This window comes from Eisenbergiella tayi, from assembly GCF_001881565.1.
In the GTDB taxonomy this organism is placed as follows: Bacteria; Bacillota; Clostridia; order Lachnospirales; family Lachnospiraceae; genus Eisenbergiella; species Eisenbergiella tayi.
This window is the reverse complement of record NZ_MPDJ01000001.1, coordinates 497,616-523,907: the sequence shown is the minus strand read 5'-3', so window position 1 is coordinate 523,907 and position 26,292 is coordinate 497,616. Positions and strand designations below refer to the sequence as shown.

Genomic DNA, 26,292 nt, shown 5'->3' with positions numbered 1-26,292 from the left:
GAAAGTGAAACAAAAAATAAAGAAAGCCGGACATATAGCATTCCATCTGATGCAGTCTATTTCCACCAAAGTAGTCCTGATCATTCTGATTCTGGTGCTTCCGCTGAATATCCTGGCTATTGTCCTCAGCCACGCGGCTATAGAAGCCATGACCGAACAGGCGGCCTTATCGGTAACCAGCGTTATGGAAAATTATAATACCGAGCTGCTGCACCGGATGGAGGATACGGGCTATCTTTTGTGGAATATGAAAAACGAGGATACGGACGGAACCATACTGGCAGGTCAGAAAGGTGATGAGCAGTATCTGGGAGCCAGAATACGGTTTTATCATAAGTTCCTGAATAACATGCGTATGGTGGACGGTGCGGACGGTTATTTTTTTCATATGCCTGAGGTGGAAGACACACTGGTATGGGATATTACCGGAGCAGGCAAAATTAATGGTGAGGATTTTGTACTTTCTGAGATGGAAAAAGGTATCAACTCGGGCTGGAATGTGTATCTGGTGGACGGGAGGCCGCTTTTATGCATGTTCGTGAAACTCAGGGAGATTATCTACGGCGGCTGGATATATCTGGATGATGTCGCTGAACAGCTGTCGGAAGATGTGCAGTACAAGCAGGCCAGCTTTTCTTTTGCTGCCGATGCCGCGGTACCGCCGGACAAAGACGTGATTGCCATATCTCTGCCTTTGAAAAAAGGGAAGGCGTTCCTGAACGGAAGCCTGAGCAGAAGTGAAATCCTGGGTGGGATCTCTGTTTTTTACATGGTATTGCGTGCGGGAACCTTTATTGCGCTTCTGTTGATTCCTGTTTTATATCTGGTAATATCCAATCTCCTTTTGAATCCGCTCCGTCTGGTAAATCAGGCACATAAGCGGCTGCAGGAGGGCGATTTGGATTATCGGATTCAGGAAAAAGCCAATTCTATTGAATACAGTTACTCTTTTTTATCCTTTAACCAGATGGCGGATCAGATTAAGACGCTGAAAATAGAAAATTATGAGAAAGAGCTGGATCGCCAGAAAATGGAATTGAAAAATCTGCAGCTTCAGATCCATCCCCATTTTCTGCTGAATACTTTTAACCTGGTTTATACGCTGGCCCAGCGTAAGGAAACAGGCGCTATTCAGGATATTGTTATTTATCTGTCCGAGTACTTCCGCTATATTTTCCGCAGCGGCAAAAGCCTGGAACTGTTTCCGAAAGAACAGAAGCTGATAGAAGGCTATATCCGTATGGCGGAGGTACGCTATCCGGACAGCATAGAAGTGAGGTATGAGTATGACCCTGAGATTTCCTTCGTGCGCGTACCGCCTCTTCTGCTCCATAATTTTGTGGAGAACATAGTGAAATATGCAGTGAAGCAGGGACAGATAACCCATATATCCCTGCTGGGACAGTATATTGACGGAATTGTTACATTCATGATTATGGATGACGGAGCAGGAATGTCAGAGGAAGAAGTGAAAAACCTGGACAAACGGATGCGCAACGGAAATATAGACGGCGAACATATCGGATTTGTGAATTCCTTAAAAAGGCTCAGGTATTTTTATGGGGAAACGGCGGATATTTTAATCAGTGCGGATGTTGGGATGGGAACCTGTGTGACGATACAGTTTCCTTATGATTTGGAGGTGCAGGATGCGGCTTTTGATGGTGAATGATGAAGTGCTGACAGCAGAAACCATGAAGGAGGAGATTCCCTGGGAAAAGTACGGAATTGAACAGGTATATACAGCTTATGATGTGGAAGCCGGGAAAGAATGTATCAGAAACAATCCGGTGGATATCATGCTCTGCGATATTGAAATGCCGGGTGAAAACGGCCTGGCACTGCTGCGCTGGGTGAGGGAAAACAAGAAGGATATCGAATGTGTTTTCCTCACCTGCCATGCCAGCTTTGCATATGCAAGGGAGGCTATCTGCCTGGGCTGCCAGGATTATATCCTGATTCCTGCCAAATATGAAGAAATCGGTGAAGTGATTCAGCGTGTGGTACAGCGTCTCACCAAAACGCGGGAAGCGGCGAGATATCAGGAATATGGAAAATATATGCTGCAGGAACAGGTACTGCAGGAAAATGAAAAACAGGGAAAGAAAAAATGTCCGAAGGAAATGGTGGAGGAAATCAGTGCGTATATCATTAAAAACCTTGGGGATTGCGAGCTGGGAGTGAACGGGTTAGCAGAACGGTTTTATTTTCATCCGGTCTATCTCAACCGTCTGTTCAAAAAAGAAAAGGGTGTTTCCGTCAGCCAGTTTATCATTAATGAACGGATGAAGATGGCGGCGTCACTTTTGGAACTGGGGGATTATAATGCCAATGAGGTGGCTGAAAAAGTTGGGTATTCCCATTATACTAATTTTCATAATATGTTTAAAAAGTATTATGGATGCCCGCCTACCAGGTATCAGGAGAAGGAGTAGGGCGGAACCCTGCATCAATCACAGGCTCCATCCATTCTCTGTATAATAAAAAGTTTCCATGCGATGTCAATGCAAAGTATGGAAACTTTTATTTTTGCCTAAAAGGTTTGAAAAAGTAATACCCAGGTTTGATGTGATTATGGTAAAAACATACATATAAAAGTACAATGAGACCATCAAAACAGACAAAATATATAAGGAGGTAAAGTATGAAAAAGAAAGCGTTGGCGGTTATGTTAAGTATGGCGGTAGTCCTTACCGGCCTTACCGGCTGTCAGGGAAATTCTGCGGCTCAGGGAAGCTCTTCTGCTCAGGGGAATGCGGAACCAGCAGGAGATGAGGCTGCTGCGGGAACGGAGCAGGCAGGCGGGGAAAGTTCGGAGGCGGTCAAGGAAGCCTATGATGGTGAACTGACGGAAATTATCTGGCAGTGGCCTTCTATGGGAAGTACAAATTCCGGTTTCCAGGCAGTGGAAGATGCATTGAATGCCATGATGGAACCGGATATCGGTGTTCATGTAACACTGGAGCCCGTATCCTTCAGCAATATGGCAAATGAAACCGTTCTGACGGTTTCTTCCGGAGAACAGTTGGATCTCTGCCTTTCAGTAGGAACTGGCGTGGGCAACCTGGTGAGTAACGGACTGATTGAAACACTGGATGATGTGATTGACGAGCATGGCGCGGCTATTTTGAAAAAGTGCGGTTCCGCAATGTCCGGGGGCTATTATAACGGTGAGCTTTATGGAATGCCGAATGCTTATATTCAGGGTGAATCCTATGGTTATGTGGCACGCCAGGATCTTCTGGATAAGTATGGAGTCACAGTGGATGAAAATAAATTCTATACACTGGATGAAATAGAAAAGATTTTCTCTGATGTGAAAGCAGGAGAAGGCGATAACTTCTTCTGTCTGATTCCGGAAGCTACTTCAGAAGAACCTCTTTCCAGAAATGCATTTGAATATGATAAGCTGGGAGCTACCTCGGCATCGGGATTCCTTATGCTTAATAAGGATTTCAAGAATATGACCATATCTAATGTATATGAAACACAGGATTACGAAGATTATGCGAACCGGATGTATGACTGGGCACAGAAGGGATATATATCCAAGGATGCGGCTACGAATACGGAGGACAGGGATATCCTTGTTGCAGGCGGCAATTATCTGGGATATTTTGCATGGAGTACACCAGGCGGTATCTGGGATACGGAAGCTAAGGTTGGGATGGATTTAACGACGTTGAAGATTATTGACGGTTATACTGCAGGTGATCGTTTCCAGAATATTCTCTGGAGTGTTCCTATTACGACTGTGGATAAAGTAAAGGCTGTGGAGGCTTTGAATTACATTTATGAACATGATGAAGCAGCATGGCTTCTGCAGTATGGAATCGAAGGGCAGGATTATGAGGTGCTGGAAGAAAATGAGGAAGGCACACTGATTAAATACCTCGCGGATGATCCGACCACGCTTCCTTATTATCAGCCTTATGGAGTATACGGGGACAGGCTGGCATGGCCGCTGATGAGCCCTTCTCCTATAAACAAAAATGCCATTATCCGTGAATTCAGCGACAGTATTCCGGATTCCAGAAAATCTCCTGCATTGGGCTACTGCTTTAATATTGAAGAGGTATCCACTGAATATTCTGCAGTAACGGCAGTGATTCAGCAGTATATTCCCAGTGTGAACTGCGGTACTTTGAATCCGGAAACCAATCTCGCAGAGTTCCGGGAAGCATTAAAGGCTGCAGGGATTGATACGGTAATTGAAGAAAACCAGAAACAGCTGGATGAATGGGCTGCAAATAAATAGGAAGCCTGTTGGATTCAGAGGGAGCCGGGAGGATATCCTGCCGGCTCCGAAAATGGAAGGAAAGGGAAAGGAGTGGAGAGAAGAGAATGAGTCAAAGGAAAGCATCGGCAACAGGTGCTGCAAAACCACCCCGGAAAAAAATCCGCTGGAAAAGAATACTGCCATTTTATCTGATGGCACTGCCAGGCTTCATCTATATGATTATAAACAATTACCTCCCAATGTTCGGGATTGTAATTGCGTTTAAGAAATTGAATTTTAAGAAAGGAATATGGGGGAGCCCATGGTGTGGCTTTGACAATTTCAAGTTTCTTTTTGCATCCGCAGATGCATGGATTATTACCAGAAATACCATATTCTATAATATAGCTTTTTTCCTGGTAGGAAACGTGACAGCCATCGCTGTGGCAATCCTGATTAATGAAATCCGTAAAAAAACAGCAAAAAAACTTTATCAGAGTCTGATTCTGCTTCCTTATCTGATGAGCTGGGTTATAGTCAGTTATCTCGCCTTTACCTTTTTGTCGGCAGAAACGGGCATGTTCAATAAAGGTATTCTGGAACCTCTGGGGCATGCGGGAATCAACTGGTATCAGGAGAAAAAATACTGGCCCTTTATTCTGGTATTCGTCAATGTCTGGAAGGGTATTGGCTACAGTATGATCATATATCTGTCCAGCATAGTGGGGATCAGTGTAGATTATTTTGAGGCGGCCAGGATTGACGGGGCCACAAAATGGCAGCAAATCAAATGCATTACTCTTCCTCTTCTCAAACCTACGGTTATCACTCTGTTTATACTCAGCGTGGGGCAGATCTTCCGTTCGGATTTCGGATTGTTTTACCAGATGCCGAGAAACAGCGGATCCCTGTATTCCGTAACCAGAACCCTGGATGTGTATATTTATCAGGCGCTGATGAAGAATAACGACTACAGTATGTCCAGTGCAGCCAGTGTTTATCAGTCCATCGTAGGCTTCGTACTGATTATCGGCGCTAATAAGCTGGTAAAGAAATACGAATCCGGCAGCGCGTTGTTTTAGGAGGTGTCCTTTGTGAAATCAAAAGAAAATCTAGTGACCCAGCTGATAGCCCATCTGGTATGCGGCCTGTTCGCGCTGATGGCCCTTTTACCTTTTGTTCTGCTGATTGTTGCATCTTTTACGGATAATACCTGGGCAACGGCCAACGGCTTTTCCTTTTTCCCGAAGAAATGGAGTCTGGATGCCTATCATTACATAGCGGTGCAGTGGAATACTATCGGACGCGCCTATGTTATGACGATTATGGTAACGGCTGTGGGAACGGCTGCAAGTATTCTGGTGACGACACTGTTTGCTTATGCGATATGCCAGACAGAAGTTCCGGGTATGAAAATCCTCAGTTTTATGCTTATTTTTACCATGCTTTTTAATGGTGGGCTTGTGGCTACTTACTATACCTATGTGAATTATTTTCATATAAGGAATACCGTCTGGGCCTTAATTCTGCCCGGATTGATGATGAATGCCTTCAATGTTATCCTGGTAAGGAATTATTTTCTGAACAGCATCCCCATAAGCCTGATAGAAGCAGCCAGGCTGGACGGGGCTGGCGAGTTCGGTATTTTCTGTAAAATCGTGATGCCTCTCAGCCTGCCGATTGTGGCAACCATCGGATTGATGACCGGCCTGATGTACTGGAATGACTGGCAGAATGGTATGTATTATCTGACGGAAAGAGGCGGCGGTCATCTGTACACTATTCAGATCATCCTGAATAATATTAATGAAAATATACAGGCGCTGCTTCAGAATTCCTCAGCGGTAGGAGGCATGAATATCAAGATGCCCAGCACAACGGTACGGATGGCCATCGCCACGGTGGGGATCCTGCCCATCTTGATTATTTATCCCTTCTTCCAGAAATATTTCGTCAAAGGTATTACGCTGGGAGGCGTAAAAGAATAAGGAGAAGACTATGAAATATAACAGTATTCGTCCCGGCCAGGTATGGCTGGACACAAACGGAAACCGGATCCAGGCTCATGGGGGTTCCATCATGTATCTTGACGGCACCTATTACTGGTATGGGGAAAATAAGGAAAAAACAACAGGAGAGAATGACATATGGCATTGGGGAGTCAGATGCTATACTTCTCAGGATTTGTATAACTGGGAGGACTGCGGGGTGATAATTCCGCCGGAACCGGATGACCCGGAATCCTCTCTGCATCCCTCTTCCCAGATGGACAGGCCGCATATCATTTATAATAAAGAAACTAAAAAATATGTAGCATGGCTGAAAATCATGCATCGTGACGGAACGCAGACAGAAACCGTTATGACAGCGGATGATATCCTGGGGCCGTATACCAAAGTACGGGAAGGACTGAAGCCCCTGAATATGAGCGCAGGAGATTTTGATCTGGCGGTTGCGCCGGACGGGAAGGCTTATTATTATTTTGAACGGGTACACAGCGAGACAATTTGTGCGGATCTGACTGCGGATTATACGGATGTAACAGGCTATTACAGCACACATTTTCCGCATACCCAGCCGCCTTTTGTAAGGGAAGCGACAGCTCATTGCCTGCGGAAAGGGAAGCATTATCTTATTACCTCCGGGACTACGGGGTACCTGCCTAATCCTTCCGAGGTGGCTGTTGCAGATACCTGGCACGGACCCTATACAGTGCTGGGTAATCCGCATCCGGATGATGAAAGCAGCACATCTTTTCATTCCCAGATTTCTTCTATATTTAAGGTCCCGGGAAAAAAGGATCTCTATATCGCCTGTGCGGATCGCTGGCTTCCCGAACATATGGATAGAAAATATGAAGAGTATGCAGCAGTATTTGAAAAAATCTTCGGTGGGGATGTGAAGCCGGAAGAAATGGACAACAGGGATGACAGTCTGGATGATGCGGATATGAGGAATACCTCTATTGCCGATTATGTATGGCTGCCGCTGAGGTTTGAGGGAGATATGGTTTATATTGACTGGAAGGATGAGTGGCGGATTGAGGATTATGAGTAAATGAGATATGTTTTGTTCTGCGATAGCAGGTATGCTATCGCAGGACAAAATATGAAAAATAACTTTAAATACAAAAAGCAGCATAGAGCAGAACGGTCTTTTTACCATCCTCAAAACCGAAGTTTTTTGAAGAAAGCTTGATTGCATAGGCCGGTTTATAGGTATCCATATAGACTCTTAAGCTTTTGGCTCTGGTATTGTCGGCCGACTTGACTTCAATGGGAATAAGATGACCGTCGCGCTGAATGATAAAATCGATCTCAGCTCCGCGCTCTGATTCCCAATAGTAAGTTTTATAGCCGTTAATATTAAGCTGGACATTGACATAATTTTCGGTCATTCCGCCTTTGAAATCATTTAACTCATCAGTCATGTAAAGGATGTCATTTGCGGCCAGATCCTTCTTCGCACAGAGCAAACCCAAATCGGATACATAAATTTTAAATGCATCAATATCACGATAGTTTTCAAGAGGTTTTTTGATTTGTTTTACCTTATATACTTGTGATACAATACCCGACAGGCAAAGCCATTCGATTGCATTTTCAAACTCGGAGGCTCTGCCTCCTTTTTTAATTAGCTTGTATTGGAAGCGGGTATTTTTTCTGGAAAGCTGAACGGTGATGTTATCATAGGCAAGCCGTGTTTTCTTAATTTCATTAATATTATTATATTTACTCATATCATTGAGATAGCTGGCCAAAATAGTGCCCTGTGTGTGCCGCACAAGAATATAATCTTTTGTTTCCGCAAACTGCATCACACATTCTGGCATACCCCCGACAATCAAATACTGACGGTAAAGCTGCATGGCTGCATCGTGCAGGGCAGAGGGCATGTGTGTACAAATATAAAAACCCTGGCGTTAACCGAAGCTTAGAAGAATCATTATCTCTGGGTGTTTGAATATCACTGGGCCTTCTTACCTAAAGGTCTGATACCAAGTCCTTTATTAAGAGGAGACTCCTCCCATTTCATTTACAAGTGTCTGATCGTCAAATGGCCTGTTATAACAATAATTATCCAAATAAATCTTTATCAAGGCCTTCACCGCCTTTTTATGTAGTATATAATAAATGTCATAAAAGCACAAACCGGTGTCACAAAAGCAACAATAATTATATAAAAGTATAAAACCCATTACAATATGTGTCACAAAAGTGCCAGGGGATATCATAAAAATTATAGAGAGTCTCCCGTAAAATGACTACAATATAATTATCAAAAGAAAATTCATGTTGCGGACAGCATGCGGTTCGGACGGAAAACGGATTATGAAAAGCGGAGGAATTATGATGAAAAGATTTTTAAAAAAAGCGGCAGCAGTCATGACGGCAGCAGTAATGGGGGTATCTCTGGCAGCCTGCGGGTCCGGCACGGCAAGTGCGGGCGGAGAAGGTTCTGCGGCAGCAGGCGGTGAAAGCGCAGCAGCGGGCGGAACCGTTACAGAAGTAAATGTATGTATCCCTACCGCATATGATATGCCCGATGCGGGGGAAGTGGAAACAGCCATCAATGAAATCGCGGAATCCAAATACGGAGTACATCTGAATCTCACCTTTGTATCCATGGGAAACTGGCTGCAGCAGTCCAACCTTCTGCTCACAGGCGATGAAGTGGACGTTATCGCGGCATTTATGACGCCCCTTACCACCTATGTAAAAAATGGACAGCTGGCTCCGCTGGATGATTATTATGCATCGGCAGCGGATGATTTCAAAGCCATATGGTCTGAAGAAGAAATAAAAGGAACTACAGTGGACGGACAGATTTATGCCATTCCCAATCTGAGAAACTTCGGCAACCGTTTCGGCCTCAATATTGATAAGGCGATTGCAGAGGAATTCGGAATCGAACCCTATCATAAGTGGTCATTGGAAGAAATCGATGCCTTTCTCCATGAAGTTCACGAAAAATACCCGGACAGATATGCACTGGTACCGCAGTCCGGCGACACCATGGTGAATGGCTGGACCTGGGACGGTCTGGGAGACGGAAAATTTATCGGTGTGATTCCTGACTGCGGACAGGGAACCGAAGTTCAGAATCTGTTTGATACGGATGATTTCCAGGAGTTCATAGGCTGGACAAGAAAATGGTATCAGGACGGCCTGATCATGGCGGATGCCCTGAGCAATACAGAGGCAGGTTCCCAGCTCATTGCCAATCAGAAAGCAGTTTCCTGCTTTGATAACTATGCAAATAATGAACTGGCAGGCGCAGTACGTACCGTTGTAATTGAACCCTGGTCGGTAGCCAATTCATATTCGGAACTGTGCTACGGCATTAACGCCAATTCTAAAAATAAAGATGCCGCCTGGACGGCCCTGCAGATGCTTTATACGGATAAGGATGTCTGTGTCCTGCTTAACAACGGCATTGAAGGCAAGCACTATACCAAAAATGATGACGGAACTATTTCCTTCCCCGAAGGAAAGACCGCTGCGGACTGCGGTTACGGCATGGCAGACCTTTATTGGATAGCTCCCTACTCAGGATGGTCTAACCCCATTGACTACAACGGCCCCACCTTCTTTGAAGACTTAATCCAGTTTAATAAGGATACCATGAAGAGCAAAGCGTATGGCTTCTTCTTTGACACCAGCAGCGTTGTGGACCAGTATTCCGCATGCAGCAATGTTATGGATAAGTATTACAAAGCCCTGCTGGCAGGAACGGTAGATCCGGAATCCACCATCGCACAGGCAAATGGGGAACTGGAAGCAGCAGGCCTTCAGGATATTTTGACAGAAAAACAGAAACAGCTGGATGATTTCTTTGCACAGAAATAAGCAGAAAACCTGTTCTTAGAAATACGGAAAAAGATATAAGAGCCATTTTCAAAGGATCCCCCTTCCTGAAAATGGCTCTTCCAGGGAAAATGCGTTAAGAAAGGAAGAGTAAAATGGCTGGAACGGCTACGTTGGCAAAGAAACAGACGAAGAGTAAAAAAAAGGGCCGGAACAAAATGACGCTGGCGCTGCTTTCCATGATGCTGCCGGGTTTTATTTATCTGCTGATCAATAATTATATTCCTATGGCGGGTCTGGTAATTGCATTTAAGCGTTTTAATTACAGTAAAGGAATCTGGGGCAGCGATTGGTGCGGCTTCAGTAACTTCACCTATCTGTTCCGGACAAATGATGCCCTGAATATTGTCCGGAATACCCTTGGCTATAATCTGACCTTCATTCTTCTTGGAAATCTGCTGGCGGTAACGGTTGCGGTCATGCTGAATTTCCTAAGAGGAAATATGAATAAAAAGGTATATCAGACATTGATCCTGATCCCCTATCTGATTTCCATGGTGGTGGTATCCTATATCGTATATGGCTTTTTGAGCCAGGACAACGGATTCCTGAACAGCCTGTTTGTGAAAATGGGAGGGGAAAAGATAAGCTGGTATACGGAAACAAAATACTGGCCTTTCATTCTGGTTATTGTAAACCTCTGGAAGGGCTTTGGGTACAGCAGCATTCTTTATTACGCTACAGTCATCGGGATTGATTCCTCTCTCTATGAGGCAGCTACGGTGGACGGAGCCAACCGGTGGAAACAGGTATGGCATGTGACGCTTCCCGGACTGAAGGGAACGATTATCACCATGGTACTTCTTGCCATCGGGCGTATGTTTTATTCGGATTTCGGCCTGTTCTATCAGGTACCGATGCGTTCCGGCCTTCTTTCATCGGTAACGGATACCATCGATGTATTTGTTTATAAGGGACTGACACAGCTTAATGATGTGGGACGTGCGTCGGCGGCAGGCTTCCTGCAGTCTGTACTGGGCTTCGTCCTGGTGCTGACAGCCAACTTCATCGTCCGCAAGGTAGATGAAGACAGCGCTTTATTCTAAGAAAGGAGAAAAGATTATGGTTGGTAAAAACAAAACGGGCCAGATCGTTTTAAATATTATTTTTATCCTGCTCTGTACAGCGGCGGTTGCACCTTTTCTCCTTCTGCTGTCCTCCTCTTTGACGGACGAAGCGACACTGATGAGGGAAGGGTACAATTTTATCCCGAAGGTTTTCAGTATGAATGCCTATGTTTATCTGTTCAGCAGCAGTATGAAGATTATAAAGGGCTATGGAATTACCATTTTGGTAACCGTGTTGGGAACAACATTGAGTGTGCTTATGACGACACTGTTTGCTTATCCTCTGTCCAGAAAAGAGCTTCCGTGGCGCGGTTTCTTTGCTTTCTTCGTATTTTTTACCATGCTGTTTAACGGCGGCCTGGTACCTACCTATATGATGTGGACGCAGTCCTTTCATATTAAAAATACCCTGTGGGCGCTGATTATTCCCGGGCTTCTCATGAACGGCTTCTATATTATCATGATGCGTTCCTTCTTCCAGGCCAATATTCCGGATGCCCTGATAGAAGCGGCACGCATCGACGGCGGCGGTGAATACCGGATTCTTTTCCAGGTGGTGACGCCCCTGTCAAAGCCGATTATGGCGACCATGGCTCTAATGATAGGGCTTGGTTACTGGAACGACTGGATGAACAGCCTGTATTACATAACTGATGATAAGCTGTTCAGCATCCAGGCCATATTGAACACGATTATTACAAACATTCAGTTCCTGACCAGCGGGCAGTCTTCCGCGGCATCCAGCGTGAATGTGGCTAATCTGCCGAGTATCGGCATTAGAATGGCGATTGCGGTAATCGGTATCCTGCCTGTACTGTGCATTTATCCTTTCTTCCAGAAATATTTTGTGAAAGGTATTGTTGTTGGAGGAGTAAAAGGATAGGTCAGCCGAATGATTAGTGGAGAAAGCATGATGTGCTTTCTCCATCAGTCGTTACCGGAAAAACTGGCAGTCTTTTTTTTTATAATTATAATAGAAGCATAAGGAAAATTTTCCCGTTAACAGGCAACATGGAAACGAACAGGAGAGATATTATTATGAGTTTTGCAATCAAAGAAATTTATGTGGAATACCAGAAGGCCCCCATTGGCCTGGATGAGAAACGTCCTCGTTTTTCATGGTTCTTTTCTTCCGAAGAAAAGAACATGAGGCAGAGCGCCTGCAGGATTCTTGTAAAAAAGGTGACACCTGCAGCGCAGGAAAAGATAGTCTGGGATTCCGGGAAATTGGAAACAGGAGAATCCAGAGGGGTGGAGTATGACGGAGAAGAACTGGAAGCCTGTACGGTATATTCTGTGTCGGTGCAGGCGTGGGATGCCGGAGGAAACAGCGCCTGTGAGGATACCTGCTTTGAGACAGGCATGCTTAACTTTTCGGCAGAAGAGGAGGATATAAACCATGCCTGGGAAGGCGCACAGTGGATTGCCGCACCTCGTTTTCATGTATGCGCACAGGCCAGAGGGGTATTTATCCTAGAGACGGAGCTGCGTCTGGAACCGGGCTCGCGGAGAGCAGGTGTGGTGTTCGGCGCCAATGATTTCCGGCTGCTAGATAAAAACCAGAACGAATATGGACTGGAAGGAGAGAACTATATCCGCTATGAAATCAACCTGCAGGCACTGGCGGGGAAACCGGCGCAGGGGCAAGCGGCAGGAAATGCAATGCCCACTTTGGACATCTACAGGGCAGGCTATGCACCCGGAGACAGGGAAGACATTCCCTTTGCCAGCGTTCCGCTCGTTCCTTTTGAAAGGGAGGATTCATCTCAGGAGAGCACAGCGGCACAGGGAACTGGAGAAGCAGAGGCAGGCGATTCTTCTCTTATCACCGAAGAAAATGCCTATGATTTCCATTGCCTTCGGATAGAAGTGGACGGCAATAATGCCTTTACCTATCTGGACGGAGTGCTTGTGGATGCAGTGGCAAAGCAGGAGTTCTTCGGCAGGACGGTAAAGGGAAGAACGCTGAATCCCAGAGGAAATAATGACGTGCTGACCTATCCCAGGCTGAACGAGATCGGCTTTTTTGCAGGGGAGGGGGACAGCGCCTGTTTCAAATATCTGTCAGTCCGGAATATGCGCGCGCCTTCCGCGGAATTCATACGGGAAACGCCGGAGGGCGGCCTGTACGGCAGGGAAGGAATCTTTTGTAAAAAAGAAGGGATCCGTCTTACCCAAACGGAATCGGGAGAAAGCTGTTTTTCTCTCAGCTCAGCCCAGGTTACGGCAGATCCTTCCCATTCATCCATCCCCATGTTTCGTACGCTCATCCGTACACGGGAGGACAGAAAACCAGTACAGGCCAGGCTGTATATCACTTCCCGGGGAATTTATGAATGCCGCGTGAACGGACAGGATATAACAGACCGTCTGCTTGCGCCGGGAAATACCCAGTATGACAGGCGGCTGAACTACCAGACCTATGACATCAGTGACAAAATAGGGGAAGGGGACAATTGTGTGGGAGTGACCCTGGCGTCCGGCTGGTGGTCGGATGCCCAGACCTTTACCGTGAAGAATTATAATTTCTGGGGAGATAAGGAAGCCTTTTTTGCCAAAATCGTAATTACCTATGATGACGGCAGCAGACAGGTGCGGGTTTCCAATACGCGGGACTGGAGCTATTACGGGGAAGGGCCTTACCGGTATTCCGGATTTTTCCTGGGGGAACAGACAGACGGAAGAAGGCTGGGGCTGTATGAAGACTATTCCAAAGCGGATTTTGCGGAAACGGGCTGGGAACAGCCGATGACTTATGAACCGGTTCCCATCGATGAATACCGGGCCATGCCTCCGGGATTCGGCCGGGCCTGGCCGGGGGTTAATGAGACAAAGCCCCTGCTTCTGGGCGGTTATGATGCCCCGGTATATGTGGTGGACAGCCGGAAAGCCTGCAGCCGTACCTTTATGGATGCGCATACTGTTATCTATGATCTGGGCCAGGAAATGGCCGGTGTGCCGCGTATCCGTTTTCAGGAAAAGGAAGGAACCCGCCTTGTTATCCGGTATGGAGAAATGCTCTACCCGGATCTGCCGGAATATGCGGCAGGGGAAGGCGGCGTAAATCTGGTGGGAAGGCTTATGGTGGAAAACTACAGGGATGCCACCAGCACCGATGTGTATATTTGTGCCGGGAGAAAAGGCGGTGAGATCTGGCAGCCACGGTTTACCTTCCATGGCTATCGTTATATAGAAATAAGCGGCGCCGATAATCCGCCGGAGGCGGAAGAAGTGGAAAGTCTCCAGTATTCCTCTGTAACGGATTTTGAGGGAAGCTTCCATTCCTCCCATGAATTGCTGGATCGTTTTGTGGAAAATGTGAAATGGTCACAGCGCTGTAATTTTATCAATATTCCTACCGACTGTCCTCAGAGAAATGAGAGGATGGGCTGGGCGGGAGATACCCATGTGTTCTGCCATACGGCTCTGCACAATGGTTTCCTGAAGCAGTTTTATGAGCGCAATTTACAGGCGATGGCGGATTTGCAGGAGCCTGACGGACAATTTCCGGAAATTGCGCCCGTGGGCGGAGGCTTCGGGGGGATAACCTATGAGTGCGCTTCCATTTTCATGACAGCGGAGCTGTACAGACAATACGGGGATAAACGTACCATTACCGCTTTTTACCCGGGTCTGAAAAAATATATGGATTACATGAAGGATAAAGGACTTCCCGGAAGAGGGGATATATCTGTGGTCGGCCCGCTGGGCGACTGGCTTGCCCCTCAGGAAACGGATCTGCAGCTGATGTGGAATGCTTTTTATTACAGGGAAGCCGCTCTGATGGCGGAACTGGCGGCAATTATCGGTGAGACGGAGGATGCGGCGGACTTTGGAAAGCTGGCGGAGGAAGTAAAGGATTACTGGAACCGTACATTTATCAGCCCGGGGGATCAGAGAACAAGGAACATGGACGGGGAACTCTGCGACACCCAGTGCTCTTATGTGCTTGCCCTGGAATATGGCGTGGCCGATAACCGGGAGGCGGCCGCTTCCCATCTCATGCGGAAAACAAGGGAGCTGGGACATAAGGTGGGAACCGGATTCTTTGGAACCGGCCTGCTGAATATGGCCCTGAGCAAGGCAGGCTATCCGGAGGACGCCTATAAGCTGATGCTTCAGACAGCCTTCCCATCCTGGCTGTATCCTGTGACACAGGGAGCCACCAGCATATGGGAACACTGGGATTCCTACACGGTGGAAAAGGGTTTCGGCGGCTACAATGCCATGAACTCTTTTAACCATTATTCCCTGGGAAGCGTACTCTCCTGGATGTATGAATGGATTCTGGGCATACGCAGGGAGGAAGAAAATCCCGGCTACAGTCATTTCCGCCTGGAGCCCTGCATCGGAGAGCTTACATATGCCGGAGGAAGTGTATCCAGCCCGTACGGAACAATCCGCAGCAGCTGGGAAAAGAAAGAAGGGGTTCTGATCTATTCCTGTGAAATACCGCCCAACACAGGTGCCACCCTTATTCTTCCTGACGGACAGATAAAGGAACTGGGGAGCGGAAGCTATTGTTTTGCCTGTTAAGACAAATATGCTGAAAATGTATGGCAAAAAAATAATTGTATGTAGCAATCGTCTGCTGAATCAGATAAAATATAACCAGAAGATAAAAATATCACATAACTGCGATGTTTTCCGGTCTGTCTGCTGCATTCGGACGGACAGGCCGGGGTAAGGGGGCACGCAGGGAAGGAGAGGTTATGTATCAGTTTAACAGAGAAGAGTATGACAAACGGATGGAATGGTACCGGGATGCCAGATTCGGTATGTTTATCCATTGGGGCCTGTATTCCATTCCCGCCCGCGGCGAATGGATCCGCAGCACGGAGGAAATGACCAAAGAAGAGTATCAGAAATATTTTGAGGAGTTCGACGCCAGAGACTTCAATCCGAAAGAATGGGCGCGCATGGCAAAGGAAGCCGGAATGAAATATATGGTTCTGACAGCCAAGCACCACGACGGATTCTGTCTGTTTGACAGCAAATATACGGAGTATAAGGCAACCAACACAAAGGCCGGGCGGGATCTGGTGCGGGAATATGTGGATGCAGTCCGTGCGGAAGGGCTGAAGGTAGGCCTTTATTTCACTCTGCTTGACTGGTATCATGAAGATTATCCTCATTATCAGGACAGGAATCATCCCATGCGCAATCATCCGGAATGCGGAAATGAGAACCGGGATTTCAGCCGTTATGTGGATTACATGCATAAACAGGTGGAAGAAATCTGTACCAATTACGGACAGCTGGATCTCCTCTGGTTTGATTTTTCCTACGATGATATGAGGGGAGAAAAATGGGGAGCCACCAAGCTGATAAATATGGTGCGTTCCCTGCAGCCGCAGGTGATCATAGACAATCGTCTTGAAGTGAGCGGGGAAGGAAGAGGTTCGCTGGCAGAATGCAATCCCACTCCTTATCATGGCGACTTCGTGAGTCCCGAGCAGATTATCCCTCCGGAAGGCCTTGCGGACATAGAAGGAAATCCTCTGGCCTGGGAAGCCTGTGTGACAATGAACAATCATTGGGGCTACTGCGGAACGGATCAATACTACAAACCCGCTCCCATGCTCATCAAGAAGCTGGTGGAATGTGTTTCCAAAGGCGGCAACATGCTCCTGAATGTGGGCCCTGATGCCTATGGGAACTTCCCTCCGCAGTCGGTGGAGATTCTGGCGGAAATCGGGCGTTGGATGAAAAAGAACAAGGAGAGTATTTACGGCTGTGGGATCGCGGATGTTCCCAAGCCCGATTATGGACGGGTTACAAGAAAAGGGAATACCTACTACTTCCATATGTATGAAAATACAATCGGCCCGGTTCCTCTTATAGGCCTCGACAAAACAAAGGTAAAGGGGATCCGTGCTCTGGCGGACGGATATGAGCTTCCGGTTTCCACAAGCTGGGTACACAGTGATTATCCGGATATTGTGTTCGCAGATCTGGGCCCGAACCCTGTTCTCCCTGACAGCACCGATTATGTGCTGAAAGTGGAAATGGAAGATTAAAGAAAAAAAGGATTATATATCTACCAATTCCTGTATAGTTATTGTATAATGTACAAGGTATCAGTATTTTGCAGGGGGTTGTTTTAGGAAAAATACAGAGCAGAGCTGGAATTATATGGGATTGGAACATATGATGAGGAAATAGAGGCAGTAATGTGGCAGCCTGGATACGGAAAAAGCAAGATACTTTTATGCTTTTTCCGTGTACGGACGGCCTTTTTATTTTCAGGTTCTGCGAGTACCGGATCCGTAAAATAAAATTTACACAGGAAGAAGTGGGCGTGTCATGAAACAATATCTGAAAATACCCAAAATGCGGACAGCTTCCATGCGGCTGCTTTTTTCGTATCTGGCGATCATTCTGGCGCCGACAGTTGCTATTATTGTGATTTATATTACAATGCAGGATGCCCTGTTGAATATCCAGAAGGAAAAGGCTCAGAATCTGTCAAAAGAGGCAGCGGTGACCTTTAACAAGGAATTGGATCAGCTGACGAATATCGGAAAATATATCAGCAGTGACAGTAAGCTTAAAAAATATATGGATGACAGAAGTGAATTTCTGGGAACAGGTCATTACTATAAAGTATATGAGCTGGCGAAGTCCTATCCTGATTATGCCCTGTTGAACCGGTTTGTGAAAACGATCTGCATTTTTCCGGCAGGGGATACTTATATGATCCAGATTCCCCAGGTGATTCCCAATAATGAAAGAGGGATGTCAACGGTAGCCATAGTGAGAAACAGCGAAACCTATGAGACTCTGATGGATAAGCTGTATAAGCTGGGGCCGAATAATCTGGTATATGATAAGAGCGACGAAGGCCAGGGGAGCTTTCTCATCCTTCAGAACTTTAATTATGAGGGCTTTGGAAAAGAGGACGGTATTGTTGTCATTGAGATAGACAAGGCACAGATCAAGACATTGCTGCACAGCACCCTGGGAAATGATGAAGGGGTAGCTTTCCTGACCGACAGCGACGGTGATGTTTTGTATGCCTATGCCCAGCATGACAGGGGAGAGGAGCCGGTTCCTGAAAATGGGTATTGGAAGGATTATGTGGAGGAAATTGGCTGGAGCTCCGGCTCCGTTACTATAAATAAGGTGCCCACCGATTATAATCAGTGGTCTTTAATTACCGTGATTCCCAGAAAAGAGCTGCTTTCCAAAATCGGTCCCGGAAAATATGTGATTCTACTGCTTTGCATCCTGTCTGTTTTGATTGGGGTCGCCATATGCCTCTGGTATTGGAACAGCCGCAGGCCGGTGATAGAGCGGTATGTTAAGTTCACTGAAAAATATCCGGAAAAAGTAACATATCAGGAAAAGCCCACCGACATATGGAAGAATTTCGGCGGGGTCCTGGAGCATGTGGAGGATTTGCAGACCACTGTGGATAAGCAGTATCAGTGGGCAAGAGACGGAATTATCAGAAAAATTTTTTACGGAAGCTATGATTCTGAGGAAGAGATAAAGAATGAAATGGAAACCATGGGAATTACCTTTTCGGTAAATCTTCCGTGCTTTCTGGTTAAGCTTGTGATGAGAGATTCCGAAAAGCATGAAATGCTGAAGTCCCCGGAGATTCTTGAGGAGGCGCTGAAAGAGGAACTGACCCGGTGTCTGCCGTGCTGTTACTGGATGATCAATATGGAACCGTTTTCGTACATACTCGTGGTTCCCTGCGGGGAGGACGGGCTGGAAAACCGTGATCTCAAACGGCTGTTTGAAAAGGTGAATTACGCCTTATACAGCCAGTTTCCCATTAATATATATACGGGAATCAGCGATCCGGCGGATTCGCCCTTTGCGGTTTCCGAGGAATATGAGCATGTATGCAGGATTTGCGAATATGCCCAGTATTATAAGATGAGAATGCCTCTTATCCTGGAGGATATTCCCCGGCATCAGCATGTGGTATTTCCCGTGGAGCTGGAAATGCAGCTGGAAAATACCATAAAGGGCGGTACCGAGGAGCAGCTGTGCAAACTGATGGAGCAGGTGATGGATAATTACCTGAAGATACCCGGAAGCGGGCCTATGGGACAGAACCTGGAACTGCTGCGCTGCATTGTCCTGCGCTGTCTGGACGACAAGTGCGGCGGGGAGCAGTCTGTCAGGATCATGAATCAGGTGCAGCATGTCAAAACCGCCTCCGATATGGAACGATGTATTTTTGACACGTGGCGTTATTTTGCCGACAAAAAAGAGCAGACAGATGATCAGGATGAAGAACTGAAAAAGAAAATAGAAGAAAAAATAGAACGTGATTTTTCCCGGGACGATTTCAGCCTGGTAATCGTGGCCGATTGGCTTGGCATACCGGATAAAAAATTGTACCGTGATTTTAAAAAAATGTTCGGTGTCAGCTTTTCCTCCTATCTGGAGATACGAAGGATACGCTGTGCACAGGAATATTTAAAAGAAGGAAGGGCAGTACAGGATGTTGCGGCGGCTGTGGGATACAGCAGTGACTATTCTTTCAGGAGGGCTTTTAAGCGTGTTGTGGGCGTTGCGCCCAGCGATTATCAGAAAAGATTTTGAAGTTTTGGGCACTTTGAAAAAATGTCTGGTGAAATCAAAGATTGTATGTTGCGCATTAGTGAGCAAGTTGGATAAAATAACATATGAAAAGAAAAGAATGATGTGCTAATTGACAGGTTAATGGGGCGCTCCAAATTAATAATCCGTCATTTTGGACATCATCTTTAATTTCGGGAGATTTTCAAAGCGTTATTCAACAATTTCATGCGGCATGAACCAAAACTTAAGGAGAGGAAAGTATCTATGTATTTGTTTTCAGATACATAATACGGGGTGGTAAAATATGATAAAAAGTTTGAAAAAGATGATTGTTTTCGGAACAGCGATCGCAATGTCTGCCGGTCTGCTGGCGGGCTGCGGTTCTTCCAAAGGAGGAGACTCCGCCTCCGTTGAATTAAATGATGCGGGCACCTATCCTATTGTAAAGGACGGTACCATTGATATGACCATGTTCACCATGAGCATGCCGAACGTGGAAGATTTTGCGACCAACGATTTCACAAAGTATATGGAAGAAAAGACGGGAATCCATATGAGCTTCGTGACCGGCGGACGTGATGACTGGGAAGAAAAACTGAATATGATCCTGCAGTCCGACGACTATCCGGATATTATTTTCGGCGTAAGCCCCAATATTGCCAAGTATGGTGTTAAGGAAGGCATTTTCATTCCCCTGGATGATTATCTGACGGAAGAAAATGTTCCTAATTATCTGAAGGTTATGGGAGATTATGATCTGGGCGTGACCCGTGAAACCGACGGGAAAATTTATTCCATGGCCAATATCAATGACTGTTATCATTGTAAGTATGCAAGGAAAATGTGGGTAAATACGTACCTGCTGGATCAGATAGGATGTGAAATCCCGACTACCACTGAGGAATTCATGGATGTATGCACCAAGTTCCTGGAATATAAGCCGGACGGCATTGCAGTGGCCGGCGCGCAGGAAGGCTGGTTTTCACGTATGCAGGACTGGCTGATGGGAGCCTATACCTTTGTGCCCATCAAGTCGGAAACCTTTAATGTGAGAGATTACATAGCCCTGGATTCGGATACGAATAAAGTGGTAAGCGTTGCTACAAGCGATGCATATAAGGAAGGCCTGAAATTTATCAACGAACTTTATAAGAAGGGCGCTATCTATGACGGCGACTTCACCCAGACCGGTGAGCAGATGAAGACTCTGGTTAATCAGGCGGATGAACCGGTACTGTTCTTTACATCCGGAACGATTTCAGATGCGATTGACTCGGCATCCAATAATGAACTGTACAGACATTATTCCTGCATGGCCCCTATTGAAGGCCCGGACGGAACAAAAATTGCATGGACCATGCCGAACTATGGCGTAAGCTCCGGTGCGGTATGTATTACCGACAATTGTAAAAATGTGGAAGCCGCTCTCCGCTGGGTGGATACCTTCTACAGCGAAACAGGGGATCTTTGTTCCCAGTACGGCGCGGATGAAGGAACCGACTGGGTTCTGAATCCGGAAGGCAAGGTTGGCCTGAACGGGGAACCCGCTTTATATGAAGTGCTGAATGTTTATTCCGCAGAAGCCCAGAACCATGACTGGCAGGATGTAGGTATCCGTGTGGCTCCCGAAGCTTACCGTCTGGGACAGGCCGTTGATGCTGATGTGGATCCGTATGCACCGGAAGGACTGGAAAGACTCTTGTTCGATGCCACGGAAGAATTATATGAGCCTTATGGGGCAAGCAGCAATATCATTAACCTGAATGAATTAAAGGTAACGGATGAAGAGAGCACCGAGGTTTCTACCATAGCGGTTGAAATCGAAAAGATCATCGAAGAAAACTCCGTAGCTTTTATGACCGGGGCAAAGGATATTGACGCTGAGTGGGACAGCTATTTGAATACAATGGATAAGGCAGGTTTGTCCACCCTTCTGGATGTTTACCAGACTGCTTATGACAGGGCAAATAAGTAAATTAAACAGGAGAAGGCAGATTACGGCTGTCCGCTGATTGGCGGGCAGCCGTATCAAAAGGAGGGACTTGTATGTCAAGGAAAACAGGGGCCGTGCCCGCCAGGAAAAAAAGTAAAATGAGAACATCCAACTGGCAGTTCTGGGCAATTATAGCGCTGCCGGTAATTTATGCGATTGTTTTTGCCTATATTCCCATGGGGGGAATCGTAATCGCTTTTAAGGATTACAGTATCCGTAAAGGAATTTTCGGAAGCGATTGGGTCGGATTAAAATATTTTAAACAGTTTCTCACATCGACCAGCAGTGTCACGGTTATAAAGAATACGGTAATTCTGGGAATTTATACATTAGTGGTCAATTTCCCTATCCCCATCCTGCTGGCTATCGGTATCAACGAAATCAGAAATAAGACCTATAAAAAAACAATTCAGATGATTACCTATGCCCCTTATTTCATTTCTGTGGTAGTATTAGTAGGTATGATGATGCAGATGATGGATCTGCGGAGCGGCGTTATCAATATGATTCTACAGAAGCTGGGGATGAACCCCATCAACTTCTTCGGAGATGCGGGGCTATTCCGTTCGCTCTATGTATGGAGCGGCGTATGGCAGACGGCAGGCTATTCTTCCATTATTTACATAGCAGCCCTTTCCGGCGTGAGCCCGGAACTGCAGGAGGCGGCCATTGTGGACGGAGCCACCAGAATCCAGAGAATTATCCATGTGGATATTCCCTGTATCCTTCCCACCATTGTTATCATGCTGATATTCAGCTGTTCCAATATTGTAAATATCGGTATGGATAAAATATATCTGATGCAGAATTCACTGAACACCTCCGTGTCAGAGGTTATTTCCACCTTCGTGTATAAGGTGGGTGTAGTGAATTCCAACTTTGGTTTTTCCACGGCCGCAGGTCTGTTCCAGTCTGTGGTATCCTTCGTCCTTTTGGTAGCCGTCAATCAAATCTGTAAAAAGCTTACAGAAACCGGTTTGTGGTAAAGGGGGAAGAGAATGATGAAGAAATCAAAGTTCCGTCAGATGAGTACAGGGGACAGGGTTTTTACCATTGTCAATTATTCCCTGCTGATGCTTGTTTTGATCATAGAATTGTATCCGCTTGTCTATGTTGTTGCCGCATCTTTTTCCGATCCACAGGCCGTTGTCAGCGGAAAAGTTTTTCTGTTCCCTGTCAATCCTACATTAAAGGGTTATGCGGCGGTATTTAAAAACAAGAAGATCCTTACCGGTTTTTCAAACTCCATATTTTACCTGATTGTAGGTACGGTGCTGAATCTGGTCATGACCATGCTGTGCGCTTATCCGCTTTCCAGAAAGGAATTCCGCGCCAGAGGCTTTTTGTCCATGTTTTTTGTTTTTACCATGTATTTCAGCGGCGGTATGGTGCCCGCTTATATCCTGGTGAATAAACTCGGCATGATAAATACCAGATGGTCCATGATCATTCCTATGGCGATGTCTACCTACAACATGATTATCTGCAGGACCTATATTGTGAATTCCATACCGGATGAGCTGTATGAAGCGTCCCAGATGGACGGGTGCACGCCGTTCCGCTATATGCTGAGCGTCGTGGTGCCCTTAAGCAAGCCCATTCTTGCGGTGCTCACGCTGTACTATGGCGTCGTCAGATGGAATGACTATTTCAATGCCATGCTGTATCTGTATAAGGATAATCTGCAGCCCCTTACCATAGTGATGAAGGAAATCCTCATTATGAGCCAGGTGGACATGACCCAGGTGACGGACGCTTCCGCGGTTTCCAAGCTGCAGGGAATGTCGGAGCTGCTGAAATACTCCACCATTGTCGTGGCGTCGCTTCCCGTAATGCTTTTGTATCCGTTAATCCAGAAGCATCTTGTAAAGGGCGTTATGATCGGGGCGGTCAAGGGATGATCGCAGGCATAAGAGCAAAGGACAGATATATGGCAGCAGTTCAGGAAGTCCCGGACTGCTGCCATACATGGCGGTAAAAAGGAAGGGAAAGGAAAGATGCTGTCAAATCACTTAAAGGATTATGCGGAAAAAAAGTACGGGGAAAGGCTGCCGTATCTGAAAGCGGCGGGCTGCATTCCGGAGGAAGAATTATGGAGCTGTACGCCGGATGAAGCCGTGCTGATGAAATTCTTTTACGGCACCATGCCTCTGCGGGATGCGGGGGAATATGAGTTCGGAACCTTTTTAAGCTTTGTGAAGCATGCCCTTTGGCTCAGGGAGAACAAGGACTGGTGTGCGGCCCTGCCGGAGGATATTTTTGTAAACCATGTTCTTTATTATCGGATCAATTCCGAGGATATCAGTGAAAACAGAAGCTTTTTTTATGAACAGATTAAGAACCTGCTTCCGGAAACGGGATGCGGCGGCGATCGCCTCAGGGAGACTGTGCTCGCCATAAATTACTGGTGTGCGGAAAATGCCGCTTATCAGGCGTCGGATATGAGAACCGCTTCTCCCATGACCGTTTACCGGAGCGGAAAGGGACGGTGCGGGGAGGAGTCCACCTTTGCGGTAACCGCGTTCCGCAGTGCCGGCATACCTGCCAGACAGGTTTATACCCCCAGATGGGCCCACTGTGATGATAATCATGCATGGGTGGAGGTATGGCTGAACGGAAAATGGTATTTCCTGGGAGCGTGCGAGCCGGAGGAAATCCTGAATAAGGGATGGTTTTCCCATGCATCCAGCAGGGCCTTGCTTGTGCACAGCCGTAACTTCTCCGACTTTACAGGGGAAATGGCTGAGGAATGCATCGGGAAAGAAGGCGTGACTTATTTCTACAATAATACATCCACTTATGCCAGAACGTTAAAGCTGACGGTGACGGTCAGGGATCGGGAAGGAAAGCCCGCCAAAGGCGCGGAGGTTTCCTTTGAGATTCTGAATATGGCTGAATACTGCAGTGTAGCGACTCTGCGGACGGATGAAAAAGGGGAAGTAAGCCTCACCATGGGACTCGGAGACATCCATATCAGGGCCATGCTTGACGGCTGGTTTGGAGAAGCCCTCGTTTCTGCGGCGAATCAGGATCGGGCTGAAATCCTGCTGGATACGGATATCGCGGGGACGGACTGGCTGACGGATATCTGGACGCCGGAAGAGGTAAAAGCGCCGGAGGATTATCCGGTCAATCCCGGAACTGTGACATCGGAACAGAAACAGAAAAAAAGAGAAAAGCTGGCGGCTGCAAACCGTCTCAGAGAAGAGCGGATTCAGGCCTTTTATAACGAAGAGAAGGCAGAAAAATATCCGGAAGAAAAGGAACTGCTGCAGCTTGCCGCAGGGAACTTTGAAGAGCTTTACCGCTTTCTGGAAAAGGATGCCAATCCGGACAGAAAAGCGCTGCTGCACAGCCTGAACCAGAAGGATTATAAGGACGCAAAAGCCGAAGTGCTTGAAGATGCCCTGATTTATGCAGGCGAAGTGAGAGGAACCTGGGAGGAAGAAACCTATCGGAAATACCTTCTTTGTCCGAGAATATATTATGAAGAGCTGACACCTTACCGAGCCTTTATCCGCGGATATTTTACAGATGGGCAGAAAGAAGGATTTATAAAAGATCCGGAAAGTGTATGGAGATACATAGAGCAGAATATCGGCTATGAACCGGAATTTGACTATGAGACTATATGTGCGTCTCCTGTGGGCTGCCTGAAGCTGAGGCAGGGGAATCCTTTAAGCAGGAAAATCCTGTTTGCGGCGATCTGCCGGACTTTGGGTATCCCGGCCCGGCTGAACCGGGTGACACAGGAAGCGGAATACTTGGGAAGTGACGGATTCCGCGTACCCGGAAAGCAGCAGGAGGCAGAGAGCGAAAAGGCAGCAGGCCGGAAGGCAGGGCTGACTCTTCAGGCGGAGGACGGCGGAAAATGGATCTATTTCCAGACATGGACCATCGGAAAGCTGGAGGGAATGCGTTTTGCCACGCTGGATTATGAGGGACTCCGCTTTGACGGAAAGGAATGCAGGCTGGAGCTTGAGGCCGGTATTTACCGCCTGATTACCACCGCCCGCATGCCTAATGGCAATCAGCATGCATCCCAGCGGATTTTTGCTGTGAAGGAAGGGGAAGAAAAGGAGATTTTTGTGAGCCTGCGGGAAGGCAGCATAGAGGATATGCTGGTCAGAAATGAAATCCCGGAATTTGAGGTGACAAACGGCGCAGGGGAGCGGCAGAAAACCGGCGATATCCTGAAGGGGGCCGACGGTGTGATCTGTTTCCTGGAGGAAGGCGCAGAGCCTACCGAGCATGTGCTGAATGAGCTGATGGAACGGGCCGGAGACTGGAATGCCATGACGGACAGCGGGGTAAGGCTTGTGTTTATTGTAAGGGATAAAGAAGCGCTTTCCAATAAAACCGTAAGCAGGACTCTGGAGAAAATACCGGCAGTCACCGTTGTGTATGATCCGGAGGGAGAATCGGCGGAGCCTGTGGCCAGGAGAATGTATGTGGATCCGGAAAAGCTTCCGCTGCTGGCGGTCACAAGGGCTGGTATGACGGGAATTTATGCAAGCAGCGGCTATAATGTGGGCAGTGTGGACTTGATGCTTAAAATTCTGTCCCTTCAGGAAAACAGATGATCCACAGGGGCATCGTTTA

At 46.8% G+C, this 26,292-nt stretch carries 17 protein-coding genes; 16 read left to right on the top strand and 1 reads right to left on the bottom strand.

What is annotated here, in order from left to right:
* The first annotated feature begins 4 nt into the window (after positions 1–4).
* From BLA28_RS02180 to BLA28_RS02155, 6 genes are all read left to right on the top strand, one after another.
* The gene (locus BLA28_RS02180) at positions 5–1,672 is read left to right on the top strand and encodes a sensor histidine kinase (protein WP_069155842.1); all 1,668 of its coding nucleotides are present in this window, start codon (positions 5–7) and stop codon (positions 1,670–1,672) included.
* Entirely contained in the window at positions 1,650–2,435 is a 786-nt protein-coding gene (locus BLA28_RS02175) for a response regulator transcription factor (RefSeq protein ID WP_069155841.1), read from the top strand. Before BLA28_RS02180 ends, BLA28_RS02175 begins: the two co-directional genes overlap by 23 nt.
* A gap of 209 nt (positions 2,436–2,644) precedes the next feature.
* Entirely contained in the window at positions 2,645–4,258 is a 1,614-nt protein-coding gene (locus BLA28_RS02170) for an ABC transporter substrate-binding protein (RefSeq protein ID WP_069155840.1), read from the top strand.
* 86 nt (positions 4,259–4,344) lie between these two features.
* Positions 4,345–5,301 (top strand): ABC transporter permease, encoded by a 957-nt coding sequence (locus tag BLA28_RS02165; RefSeq protein WP_069153376.1) that lies wholly within the window; start codon positions 4,345–4,347, stop codon positions 5,299–5,301.
* Between the two features lie 12 nt (positions 5,302–5,313).
* Positions 5,314–6,207, top strand: coding sequence for a carbohydrate ABC transporter permease (locus BLA28_RS02160; protein WP_069151988.1), 894 nt, complete (start codon positions 5,314–5,316; stop codon positions 6,205–6,207).
* A gap of 10 nt (positions 6,208–6,217) precedes the next feature.
* A complete protein-coding gene (locus BLA28_RS02155) occupies positions 6,218–7,276 on the top strand; it encodes a family 43 glycosylhydrolase (RefSeq protein WP_069155839.1) in 1,059 nt (352 codons plus the stop codon).
* A gap of 64 nt (positions 7,277–7,340) precedes the next feature.
* On the opposite strand, the gene BLA28_RS02150 is transcribed toward BLA28_RS02155, so the two are convergent.
* The gene (locus tag BLA28_RS02150) at positions 7,341–8,087 is read right to left on the bottom strand and encodes an ATP-binding protein (protein ID WP_242880550.1); all 747 of its coding nucleotides are present in this window, start codon (positions 8,085–8,087) and stop codon (positions 7,341–7,343) included.
* A 481-nt stretch (positions 8,088–8,568) separates the two neighbouring features.
* Here BLA28_RS02150 and BLA28_RS02145 point away from each other — a divergent pair, with 481 nt between their 5' ends.
* From BLA28_RS02145 to BLA28_RS02100, 10 genes are all read left to right on the top strand, one after another.
* A complete protein-coding gene (locus tag BLA28_RS02145) occupies positions 8,569–10,068 on the top strand; it encodes an ABC transporter substrate-binding protein (protein WP_141702855.1) in 1,500 nt (499 codons plus the stop codon).
* A gap of 113 nt (positions 10,069–10,181) precedes the next feature.
* Positions 10,182–11,132 (top strand): ABC transporter permease, encoded by a 951-nt coding sequence (locus BLA28_RS02140; RefSeq protein WP_009251082.1) that lies wholly within the window; start codon positions 10,182–10,184, stop codon positions 11,130–11,132.
* A 16-nt stretch (positions 11,133–11,148) separates the two neighbouring features.
* A complete protein-coding gene (locus BLA28_RS02135; protein WP_069155837.1) occupies positions 11,149–12,036 on the top strand; it encodes a carbohydrate ABC transporter permease in 888 nt (295 codons plus the stop codon).
* 155 nt (positions 12,037–12,191) lie between these two features.
* The gene (locus BLA28_RS02130; RefSeq protein ID WP_169897194.1) at positions 12,192–15,689 is read left to right on the top strand and encodes an alpha-L-rhamnosidase; all 3,498 of its coding nucleotides are present in this window, start codon (positions 12,192–12,194) and stop codon (positions 15,687–15,689) included.
* 176 nt (positions 15,690–15,865) lie between these two features.
* Positions 15,866–17,173, top strand: a complete 1,308-nt coding sequence (locus tag BLA28_RS02125) for an alpha-L-fucosidase (protein ID WP_044964261.1) — start codon at positions 15,866–15,868, stop codon at positions 17,171–17,173.
* 286 nt (positions 17,174–17,459) lie between these two features.
* Positions 17,460–19,718, top strand: a complete 2,259-nt coding sequence (locus BLA28_RS02120) for an AraC family transcriptional regulator (RefSeq protein WP_069155835.1) — start codon at positions 17,460–17,462, stop codon at positions 19,716–19,718.
* Positions 19,719–20,001: 283 nt separating this feature from the next.
* Positions 20,002–21,672, top strand: a complete 1,671-nt coding sequence (locus tag BLA28_RS02115; RefSeq protein WP_069155834.1) for an extracellular solute-binding protein — start codon at positions 20,002–20,004, stop codon at positions 21,670–21,672.
* 71 nt (positions 21,673–21,743) lie between these two features.
* The gene (locus tag BLA28_RS02110; protein WP_009251075.1) at positions 21,744–22,676 is read left to right on the top strand and encodes an ABC transporter permease; all 933 of its coding nucleotides are present in this window, start codon (positions 21,744–21,746) and stop codon (positions 22,674–22,676) included.
* 12 nt (positions 22,677–22,688) lie between these two features.
* On the top strand, positions 22,689–23,591 hold the full coding sequence (locus BLA28_RS02105) for a carbohydrate ABC transporter permease (protein WP_120092164.1): 903 nt from the start codon (positions 22,689–22,691) through the stop codon (positions 23,589–23,591).
* Positions 23,592–23,687: 96 nt separating this feature from the next.
* Positions 23,688–26,273: a transglutaminase domain-containing protein gene (locus BLA28_RS02100; RefSeq protein WP_069155833.1), complete on the top strand. Its 2,586-nt coding sequence runs from the start codon at positions 23,688–23,690 to the stop codon at positions 26,271–26,273.
* The last annotated feature ends 19 nt before the right edge of the window (positions 26,274–26,292 follow it).

Bases quoted from the DNA above. Each gene is read 5' to 3' on its own strand.
- BLA28_RS02100 (WP_069155833.1), top strand. From the start codon at position 23,688: ATGCTGTCAAATCACTTAAAGGATTATGCGGAAAAAAAGTACGGGGAA.
- BLA28_RS02170 (WP_069155840.1), top strand. From the start codon at position 2,645: ATGAAAAAGAAAGCGTTGGCGGTTATGTTAAGTATGGCGGTAGTCCTT.
- BLA28_RS02105 (WP_120092164.1), top strand. From the start codon at position 22,689: ATGATGAAGAAATCAAAGTTCCGTCAGATGAGTACAGGGGACAGGGTT.
- BLA28_RS02140 (WP_009251082.1), top strand. From the start codon at position 10,182: ATGGCTGGAACGGCTACGTTGGCAAAGAAACAGACGAAGAGTAAAAAA.
- BLA28_RS02130 (WP_169897194.1), top strand. From the start codon at position 12,192: ATGAGTTTTGCAATCAAAGAAATTTATGTGGAATACCAGAAGGCCCCC.
- BLA28_RS02135 (WP_069155837.1), top strand. From the start codon at position 11,149: ATGGTTGGTAAAAACAAAACGGGCCAGATCGTTTTAAATATTATTTTT.
- BLA28_RS02110 (WP_009251075.1), top strand. From the start codon at position 21,744: ATGTCAAGGAAAACAGGGGCCGTGCCCGCCAGGAAAAAAAGTAAAATG.
- BLA28_RS02115 (WP_069155834.1), top strand. From the start codon at position 20,002: ATGATAAAAAGTTTGAAAAAGATGATTGTTTTCGGAACAGCGATCGCA.
- BLA28_RS02155 (WP_069155839.1), top strand. From the start codon at position 6,218: ATGAAATATAACAGTATTCGTCCCGGCCAGGTATGGCTGGACACAAAC.
- BLA28_RS02165 (WP_069153376.1), top strand. From the start codon at position 4,345: ATGAGTCAAAGGAAAGCATCGGCAACAGGTGCTGCAAAACCACCCCGG.
- BLA28_RS02120 (WP_069155835.1), top strand. From the start codon at position 17,460: ATGAAACAATATCTGAAAATACCCAAAATGCGGACAGCTTCCATGCGG.
- BLA28_RS02175 (WP_069155841.1), top strand. From the start codon at position 1,650: ATGCGGCTTTTGATGGTGAATGATGAAGTGCTGACAGCAGAAACCATG.
- BLA28_RS02125 (WP_044964261.1), top strand. From the start codon at position 15,866: ATGTATCAGTTTAACAGAGAAGAGTATGACAAACGGATGGAATGGTAC.
- BLA28_RS02150 (WP_242880550.1), bottom strand. From the start codon at position 8,087: ATGCAGCTTTACCGTCAGTATTTGATTGTCGGGGGTATGCCAGAATGT.
- BLA28_RS02145 (WP_141702855.1), top strand. From the start codon at position 8,569: ATGATGAAAAGATTTTTAAAAAAAGCGGCAGCAGTCATGACGGCAGCA.